Source organism: Bradyrhizobium sp. PRIMUS42, from assembly GCF_023006515.1.
GTDB lineage: Bacteria > Pseudomonadota > Alphaproteobacteria > Rhizobiales > Xanthobacteraceae > Bradyrhizobium.
Window position 1 is genome coordinate 1 of record NZ_JALBGZ010000378.1, and the last position, 6,215, is coordinate 6,215.

Below are 6,215 nucleotides of genomic sequence, written 5' to 3' on the forward strand. Positions count from 1 at the left end.
GCCAGCCTGGAGACCGCGATCCAGACCGGCCACAACCAGCGCCACGCCTTCGCCGCGCTGAAGGAGGCGGTGACTGAGGCCCGCGCCGCCATCGAGGCGATCCTGAAGCCTTGAGGCCAGCCGGCCGAGCCGGGCTCTAGTCTCTTGTTTTGACGCATTTTCTTGCCGCAAAGCGGGATTCACTTCGCATCAAAACCCTATGGCGCCGGGCGGATCGACCCGTTATAGGACAGCCCGGACCCTCCTTCATCCCAGCACCGCGGCAGCACGAGCACACATGGCCAAGATTCACTTTGTCGACCACAAGGGCGAAACCCGCACGGTGGAAATCGAGAACGGCGCAACCGTGATGGAAGCCGCGATCCGTAACAGCGTTCCCGGCGTCGAGGCCGAATGCGGCGGCGCCTGCGCCTGCGCGACCTGCCATGTGTATGTCGACGAAGCCTGGCGCGAGAAGGTCGGCAGCCCGACGCCGATGGAGGAGGACATGCTCGATTTCGGTTTCGACGTGCGCCCGAATTCGCGTCTGTCCTGCCAGATCAAGGTCTCCGACGACCTCGACGGTCTCGTCGTGACGACGCCGGAACGCCAAGCCTGATCGTTGCAAGCCACCTGATCGTTACAGGCCTCGTCCTGACGGGCTTTGTCCTGACAAGCCCGCCCCTTCTGAATTGAACTATACGTTCGGCGGCGCGACCTCGATGCCGCGCTTGTGCCAGGGTCTGAGCTTCTCGACGATCTCCGCGCTGAGCGGCGCAGGCCGCCGCGTCGCCTCGTCGAGCATGACGCCGACCGACATCGCCGAGGCGATGCACTTTCCTTGCGAGAACACGACCTGCTCGAAGGTCACCGAGGTTCGCCCCAACTTCACCACGCCGAGGCCGAGCTCGATCGTGCCCGGCCAGTGCAACTCGGCGCGGAAATGCATGTCGAGCCGCACCATGATCCAGGCAAGGCCCGGCGGGGTCAGGCCGTACTGAGGAAGCTTCATCAGCGTGACACGGCCGGTCTCGAAATAGGTGGCGTAGACCGCGTTGTTGACGTGCTGGTTGGGATCGAGATCGCCGAAGCGGACGTTGTCGCTGAGGCGGTAGGGAAAGTCCTCCAGGCGCGGCGTCGTATCGAGGCGACTTGGTGCGTTCACCGATTGATCTCCGTCATATCCTTGCTCGTTACAGCCCAGTTATGCTGCCCCGGCAAGTGGGCGCGGCTGCGGGGCGCTCCCGCTTTTATGCCTTCCCTGATCCATCCCCGTTGGCTAGACAGGCAGGGTCACCTCTGCCCAAAGGGCGCCGTCCAACAGACAACGACAGACAAAGAGACGACATGAGCGACGCGATCAAAACCGATGTGCTGATTATTGGCGCCGGCCCCTGCGGTCTGTTCGCCGCCTTCGAGCTTGGCCTTCTCGACATGAAGGCGCATTTCGTCGACATCCTCGACAAGGTCGGCGGCCAGTGCGCCGAGCTCTATCCGGAAAAGCCGATCTACGACATTCCCGGCATTCCGCAGGTTTCGGGGCAGGGCCTCACCGAGGCGCTGATGGAGCAGATCAAGCCGTTCCATCCGACCTTCCATCTCGGCGAGATGATCGAGACCGTGGAGAAGATCGGCGATCCCCTGTTTCGCTGCACCACGGATGCGGGCAAGGTGTTCGAATGCAAGGTGTTGGTGATCGCGGCCGGCGGCGGCTCGTTCCAGCCCAAGCGTCCGCCGGTGCCGGGCATCGAGGCCTATGAAGGCACTTCAGTCCATTACGCCGTGCGCAAGATGGAAACGTTCCGCGACAAGAACGTGCTGGTCGTCGGCGGCGGCGATTCCGCGCTCGACTGGACGCTCAATCTGCATCCGGTCGCCAAGCGCATCACGCTGTTGCATCGGCGGGACGAGTTTCGCGCCGCACCCCACAGCGTCGAGCAGATGCGCGCGCTGGTTGCCGCTGGCAAGATGGATCTCCGGCTCGGCCAGGTCACCGCTCTCTCCGGCACCGAGGGCAAGCTCGCGGGCGCCACCATCAAGGGCAACGACAACAGTGTGACCGACATTTCCTGCGACACCATGCTGCCGTTCTTCGGACTGACCATGAAGCTCGGTCCGGTCGCGAACTGGGGCATTGCGCTGGAGAACAATCTGGTGCCGGTCGAGACCTCCGCGTTCGAGACCAACGTGCCGGGCATCTTCGCGATCGGCGACATCAACACCTATCCCGGCAAGATCAAGCTGATCCTGTGCGGCTTCCACGAGGGCGCGCTGATGTCGCAAAAAGCCCATCGCTACGTCTATCCGGAGAAGCGGCTCGTGTTCCAGTACACGACCTCGTCCTCCAGCCTGCAAAAGAAGCTCGGTGTCAACTAACGGCGGCCGAGCGGGCACGCGATGCCCCATGTTTCTGGTGCTGGAACCGTTCGCGAAATCGCCGTAGTCTGCGGCCATTCCGGTCGTAGCTTGGCAACGTGATTGGCTCAGCAAGGTGATGATAATGCGGACTCTCTTTTCCAGCTTTCGGCTCCCCTTCCTGGCGCTGGCATTGTCGCTCGCGACGGTGACGCCGTCTGCGGCGCAGACCGCCGAGCCCACGGCGGCAGGCCTCTGGCAGAAGGTCGAAGACGGCAAGACGGTCGGTTGGTTCCTCTTCATCGACCATAACGGCGTCTTCGAAGGCGTGATCGCAAAGACCTTCCCGCGGCCCGGCGACGATCCGAACGAGATCTGCAGCAAGTGCACCGACGACCGCAAGAACGCGCCGGTGCTCGGCATCTCCTTCGTTCGCAACATGAAGCGTGAAGGCATGAAGTACGAAGGCGGCAACGTGCTCAATCCGCGCGACGGCCAGATCTGGAAGGCCAATATGAAGGTCAGTCCTGATGGCCAGACCCTGACCCTGCGCGGCTATCTCGGAATTTCGCTGCTCGGCAAGGACGAGGCCTGGACGCGCCTGCCTGACGCCAGCATCGCCCAGGTCGATCCCGCCATCGTCGCAAAATATCTGCCCGCGCAGGCCGCGGCCACCAAGCCGCCGGCACCTGCGACGAAGAAGGGTGGCGGCGGGATGATGGCGCCGGCACCTAAGCAGTAAATGGCGTTCGTCGCGCGCTGTGCCGCCTGACCGGCAGTAGCTCCACACAATCGTCGTCATTCCTCGTGCAGGCGGGGAAGGCTGAAAGTCGTCGGCGGTCATATCCGCCGAAAGACGAATGCGCCGCGAGCCCGCTCCAGTAGTTGCCCGGAATGCATGCTGGCGCCGGATTTGCATAGCTATCCGCAGAGCTGCTGGGGGAACGAGTCGCAGCCCTCCGAGCCTTTCGCCGAGTTGCGGAAGGCGGGCGGTGCGCGTTGTCCCACGCCGCGATCATTTCGACCCGCGGAGACGACATGCGACCTGCAGGATTGTGTGTAGCGCCATTACTGGGCCTGACAGCACTCTTGGCGACATCGGCGCTGGCGCGCGACGACGGGCGCTACGCCAACTCGCCGTTAAAACCCTGGTTCGAAAGCCTGCATAGCGAATTCGGACAGTGCTGCACCGACGCCGACGGCTACGTCATTGCCGACGTCGATTGGGAGTCCGATCGCGGCCGCTTCCGCGTCCGCATCGACGACGAGTGGGTCGTGGTGCCCGACGGCGCGGTGATCACCGTGCCGAACAAGATCGGTCGCACCATGGTGTGGAAGCACTATATCGACGGTCATCCGCGCGTGCGCTGCTTCATGCCGGGCAGCATGACGTAGAGATTGTCTCTAGAATTTGTACGTCACACTGCCGAGCACCGTGCGGCCGACGCCGAGGAAGCAATCGCCGCGCGCCACGCAAGTGGTGAGATGGCGTTTGTCGAAGAGATTGCTGGCGTTGACCTGGAGCCGCCAGGGGCCGTTGTCGTAACGGATCATCGCATCGAACAGGGTGTAGTCCGGCGTACGGAGCGTGTCGGTGCCGTCCCAGGAGGCGCCGATGTAGCGTACCCCGCCGCCGAGCGTGACGCCGGGCAGCCCGAATAGGGCAAGGCGGTATTTTGCCCAGAGCGAGGCCTGATGGTCCGGCACGGTCTCGACATGCTTGCCGGCGTTGTCGCCGCTCTCGACGCGGGTATCGAGGTAGGTATAGGCGCCGATCAGATCAAGCTCCGGCGTGATGCGTGCCAGCACCTCGAGCTCGGCGCCGCGGATGCGGACCTTGCCGGTCTGGACCGAGAGCAGCGGATTGTCGGGATCGCTGGCGAGCCTGTTCCGCTCGGTGGTGTCGAAGATCGCGCCGTTGATGGCATTGCCGGGTGACGGATTGTACTTGAAGCCGAGCTCCACCATTTCGCCGCGTTGTGGCGTGCAGACACCCGTGGCGCAGACACCGCTGCCGAACACCGGGTTGAACGACTGCGCATAGGTCACGTAGGGCGTGACGCCGAACGGCAACTCGTACATCAGTGCCGCGCGGCCGGTGGTCGCCCGGTAATGCTCGCCCGACGTCCCCTGGGTGTCGCTGGTGACGTAGTCGTGGCGCAGGCCGAGCACCGCGAGCCAGGGGCCGAGCCGCAACTGGTCCTGGGCGTAGAGCCCGAGCTGGCGCTGGCGGAGGTCGGGCTCGGCCGACATGTCCGGCGACGTGACGCCGGTGTAAACGGGCGCGTAGAGATCGAACGGCGTCGCATCATAGCCTCCGCCGGACGAGGCGCGCTCCCTGTAGCCGCGGTAATCGATCCCGAACAGCGCCTTGTGCTGGACGGCGCCGGTTGCGAATTTCAGTTCGGCATTGGTATCCGAGGTGAAGTTGTCCTTGACGCTGTCGCGCGCCGAAACGTAGCGCGCCACCGTGCGCCGTCCGGGATCCAGAAACGGATTGTCCGGCTTGGAGTACACGTCCGGATAGAGGCTGTGATAGATGCCCTCGACGTGCACATAACGCATGTTCTGCCTGACGGTCAGGGCGTCGTTGAAGCGATGCTCGAACAGGCTTGAGACGGCGCCTGTCTCGGTCCGATAGCGGTCCCAGCCCGGCTCGCTGGCGAAGCGGTTGATCGGAATCAAGCCGTTGGGGCCGGCAAACAGCGTGCCTTCATGCGGCAGAAACGCGGTGGAGGAGCCGGTCGTGTCCTTTTGGTAGGTGCCGAGCACGGTCCAGCTGGTATCGTTGGTCGGACGCCAGGTCAGCGACGGTGCGAGCACGATGCGATCGTCCTTGACGTAATCCGTCTGCATGTTGCTGTCGCGGAATACGCCGATGAAGCGATAGAGCCACTCGCCGTCCTTGGTCAGCTTGCCCGTGGAGTCCAGCTGCACCTGCTTGCGGTTGAAGCTGCCATATTGCACGCCGATCTCGCTGGCGGATTCCGCCCGTGGCCGCTTTGAAATCAGGTTCAGCAAGCCTGCCGTCGAGGTGTCGCCGTAGAGCACGGAAGAGGGGCCGCGCAGAACCTCGATGCGCTCCAGCGTATAAGGCTCCGGCCGCCATTCATTGAAATTCCAGGTGTTCACCATCCGCGTGCCGTCGAGATAGATGTTCGGGTCCTGCCCACGGATGCGCGGATAGTCGCCGCGCGAGTCCGCGCCGTAGGCGTCGGCGAACACGCCTGGCACGTAGCGCAACGCTTCCTGCACGGTGGTCGCGCCCTGGTCGATGACCCGGTCCGCGGTCACGACGCTGATCGACTGCGGCGTCTCGCGGAGCGGCGTGTCGGTCTTGGTGCCGGTGCCGCTGCGACTTGCCACATAGCCCTGCACCGGGCCTGTCGCGGTCTCCGCAGCAGCACCACCACCACCCGCCGCCGGCGAATTGGCGTTCGACTGTGCGTGCTGACGGCGTCGGTTCGTTGTCTGCCCGGCCTGCCGCGAGCGGAGCGGACGTGTTCCCGCCTTTGGTCGCGACGACGGCCGTTCGACGACGACGGCGGGCAATTCCTGCGACGATGATTGTGCCTCGGCTGGCGCCGCGTCGATCAGGCCTGCCAACAGCGGCAGCGCGCCGCCAATCAATCTCGTTGCCGTCCTTAGATATGTTGTCATTCGCGACCCCATCATTCCTGACGGGCACGACTAACAAGTGCATTCCCGGGCTTGAAGTGCAGAAGGACGCAATGGTCCCTCAATCATCAGATTTGGAATTAGTATTGCTATAAATCGAGTGCGCGCCGGTTGATGCCGGCGCGCGAATGCGCGAATGACAAGATGGCGTGGTGCGCCTTGCGCGCGGGCGATCAGCGCTGCTCGCTCGTCGCGCCGGCGCT

6 protein-coding genes and 1 pseudogene are annotated in these 6,215 nt (G+C 63.9%); 5 read left to right on the forward strand and 2 right to left on the reverse strand.

What is annotated here, in order from left to right:
• Both MOV75_RS42745 and MOV75_RS23930 read left to right on the forward strand, forming a co-directional pair.
• Window positions 1-114 (forward strand): annotated as a pseudogene (locus tag MOV75_RS42745) (Hpt domain-containing protein); the annotation flags it as partial.
• A 163-nt stretch (window positions 115-277) separates the two neighbouring features.
• A complete protein-coding gene (locus MOV75_RS23930; RefSeq protein WP_091958957.1) occupies window positions 278-598 on the forward strand; it encodes a 2Fe-2S iron-sulfur cluster-binding protein in 321 nt (106 codons plus the stop codon).
• 78 nt (window positions 599-676) lie between these two features.
• On the opposite strand, the gene MOV75_RS23935 is transcribed toward MOV75_RS23930, so the two are convergent.
• Entirely contained in the window at window positions 677-1,144 is a 468-nt protein-coding gene (locus MOV75_RS23935) for a thioesterase family protein (RefSeq protein WP_246929840.1), read from the reverse strand.
• Between the two features lie 182 nt (window positions 1,145-1,326).
• Between MOV75_RS23935 and MOV75_RS23940 the strand changes: the two genes are divergently transcribed.
• The 3 genes from MOV75_RS23940 (at window position 1,327) to MOV75_RS23950 (ending at window position 3,729) form a co-directional block, all read left to right on the forward strand.
• On the forward strand, window positions 1,327-2,355 hold the full coding sequence (locus tag MOV75_RS23940; protein WP_246929838.1) for an NAD(P)/FAD-dependent oxidoreductase: 1,029 nt from the start codon (window positions 1,327-1,329) through the stop codon (window positions 2,353-2,355).
• A gap of 124 nt (window positions 2,356-2,479) precedes the next feature.
• The gene (locus MOV75_RS23945; protein ID WP_246929836.1) at window positions 2,480-3,076 is read left to right on the forward strand and encodes a DUF2147 domain-containing protein; all 597 of its coding nucleotides are present in this window, start codon (window positions 2,480-2,482) and stop codon (window positions 3,074-3,076) included.
• 296 nt (window positions 3,077-3,372) lie between these two features.
• Window positions 3,373-3,729, forward strand: coding sequence for a hypothetical protein (locus MOV75_RS23950; RefSeq protein ID WP_246929834.1), 357 nt, complete (start codon window positions 3,373-3,375; stop codon window positions 3,727-3,729).
• A gap of 9 nt (window positions 3,730-3,738) precedes the next feature.
• Here the strand turns inward: MOV75_RS23950 and MOV75_RS23955 are convergent, their stop codons facing one another.
• Complete coding sequence (locus MOV75_RS23955) at window positions 3,739-5,994, reverse strand: TonB-dependent siderophore receptor (RefSeq protein WP_247006731.1); 2,256 nt, start codon at window positions 5,992-5,994, stop codon at window positions 3,739-3,741.
• Window positions 5,995-6,215: the final 221 nt, after the last annotated feature.

What these genes read in the sequence shown, in the direction of transcription:
- MOV75_RS23940 (WP_246929838.1), top strand. Translation starts at nt 1,327, where the DNA reads ATGAGCGACGCGATCAAAACCGATGTGCTGATTATTGGCGCCGGCCCC.
- MOV75_RS23950 (WP_246929834.1), top strand. Translation starts at nt 3,373, where the DNA reads ATGCGACCTGCAGGATTGTGTGTAGCGCCATTACTGGGCCTGACAGCA.
- MOV75_RS23955 (WP_247006731.1), bottom strand. Translation starts at nt 5,994, where the DNA reads ATGACAACATATCTAAGGACGGCAACGAGATTGATTGGCGGCGCGCTG.
- MOV75_RS23930 (WP_091958957.1), top strand. Translation starts at nt 278, where the DNA reads ATGGCCAAGATTCACTTTGTCGACCACAAGGGCGAAACCCGCACGGTG.
- MOV75_RS23945 (WP_246929836.1), top strand. Translation starts at nt 2,480, where the DNA reads ATGCGGACTCTCTTTTCCAGCTTTCGGCTCCCCTTCCTGGCGCTGGCA.